We start from the raw sequence: 1,707 nt of genomic DNA, 5'->3' as shown, positions 1-1,707 counted from the left end.
CGGGCCGGCGTGGGACAGATCGATGGAGGAATTGCCTCCGGTGGAGGCTGCCGTCGTAGAGGTGGAGTTGACCTGAATGCTACGGCTGGGGCCACCGCAGATCTTGATCGAAGGCGTGCCTTGCAGGGACAGAGAGCTCGCCATCGTTGGATGCGTGACAAGGATGGGAACCGGGGAGACTACGCTAACGATGGCCGCCGTGGCCGTTGCCTGCACTGTTGTCGCCGTCTGCCCGATCATGGCTACCAGAAACGTATTCACGTTTCGGCTCACCGTGGCGCGAACAACGTTCACTGGATAGCCTGTCGCCAGGCTTACTCCCGGTGCGCCGCTGGCGCCAGGAAAGTCGATGGTCACAGTATCGCTGGCAGAACCGCCAAAGCCATTATTGCGCGCATAGACGCAAGGTGTTTTAGCGTCGCTTGTGCCACAGGTGAAAGAGCCTGATGTTGAAAACGCGGCCGCACCTGAGGTATTGGTGCTGTTGAAGACACTCATCATACCCGCGGTAACGGCAGCGTCTGCTGCCGTCTGCGCCATCTGGCGTTGCGAATACAGATGAGATCCATCTATTCCCAGCCCAATGGCGCCGATCAAAAAGATGCTCATTGCAAGCGCGACGATGATTACCGCTTGTCCATCTTCCTCTTTGAATCGCATAACGTAACTCCTCAGAAGGTAATAATTCCCTTGCTGGTGCTCCCCATGGTTACATTCAGAATCGTGCTGAAGTACGGAATGAGTGGGTCGTAGGGATAACTCACCGTAACCGTCACCGCCTTACCTGCAACGTTGCTTCCGTTGGGGTAGCCCACCGTGACTGTCAGTTTGGTGGTGTCGACCAGGCCGGCGCTGGCGAAGTTATTGACGATGGTTGTGACTTGCGTGCATGTGCATGGGCTTCCCGGTCCACTTGGTCCGTCAACGCCAGATCCTGTCCGATCTCCACCGTGAACGATGGCATACCGTGCGCCGGCTCGAGCCGCATTCGCCACGGTGGTGTATACGAGCACCATCCTTCCCATCTCCACGACACCCGCCAACACGATGATGAACATGAAGGTGACCAGGCTGAATTCGATGAGGGTGCTCCCCTCATCTTTTTGCAAACGCCGAATGGCTTGAATTCTCATTGGATCGTCCTCATGACCGCCCGGCGATGGATCGTCGTCGGAGGCAGCGTCGCGTAGATGTGAAGAGAAGGGAACTGGAACGCGGAGATAAACGGAACGTAGGTATAGGTCACATCAATGCTGGTCAGCACATAACTCGCCGCCTCCGGATCGGATGGGGGCGTGGTGCAGGATCCAGTAATCGTTCCATTTTTATTGGTGCAGACGCTTACACTCAGGCTTGCCGCATTAGGGAGCGAGGAAGCATCCTGCTGAATGAGCGTGGTGATCTGAGTCGTAGAAGGTACGCCAGGTGCTCCCACTGAGGCTCCGCCAAGGATGGCATAATCGGCGCCGGCGCGAGCGGCATTCGCTACCCCAATCCATGCGAAGAAGAAGCCGCCGAAATTAACCAGGTTGACGATGAGCAGGAAGACCAGGGGCAGGACCAGGGCATACTCGATCAATGCCTGTCCGCGGTTTTCTTGGAGACGCTTCAGAAAGCGGCGGAAGGTCTTTCTGTCCGCACCTCCGGGAAGAGCCTCTCTGGTGAGGTCACGCGGGTTCTTTTCCGGTAGTACAAGGGTAGTACAAG

At 56.9% G+C, this 1,707-nt stretch carries 3 protein-coding genes; all 3 read right to left on the bottom strand.

From position 1 onward, the window contains the following. Positions 1 to 660, bottom strand: a 660-nt coding sequence (locus AB4043_RS24585; protein WP_442308402.1) for a TadE/TadG family type IV pilus assembly protein, incomplete at its 3' end; no start/stop codon positions are given. 11 nt (positions 661 to 671) lie between these two features. After that, the gene (locus AB4043_RS24580; protein WP_442300721.1) at positions 672 to 1,133 is read right to left on the bottom strand and encodes a TadE/TadG family type IV pilus assembly protein; all 462 of its coding nucleotides are present in this window, start codon (positions 1,131 to 1,133) and stop codon (positions 672 to 674) included. After that, on the bottom strand, positions 1,130 to 1,707 hold a 578-nt coding region (locus AB4043_RS24575; RefSeq protein WP_442308401.1), incomplete at its 5' end, for a TadE/TadG family type IV pilus assembly protein. The genes AB4043_RS24575 and AB4043_RS24580, both read right to left, overlap by 4 nt.

Origin of the sequence: Terriglobus sp. YAF25 (genome assembly GCF_052113305.1) — a bacterium.
Lineage (GTDB): Bacteria > Acidobacteriota > Terriglobia > Terriglobales > Acidobacteriaceae > Terriglobus.
This window is presented reverse-complemented; position numbering and strand designations above follow the sequence as displayed.

Excerpts from the sequence above, each read along its gene's own strand:
- AB4043_RS24580 (WP_442300721.1), bottom strand. The coding sequence starts at position 1,133 with ATGAGAATTCAAGCCATTCGGCGTTTGCAAAAAGATGAGGGGAGCACC.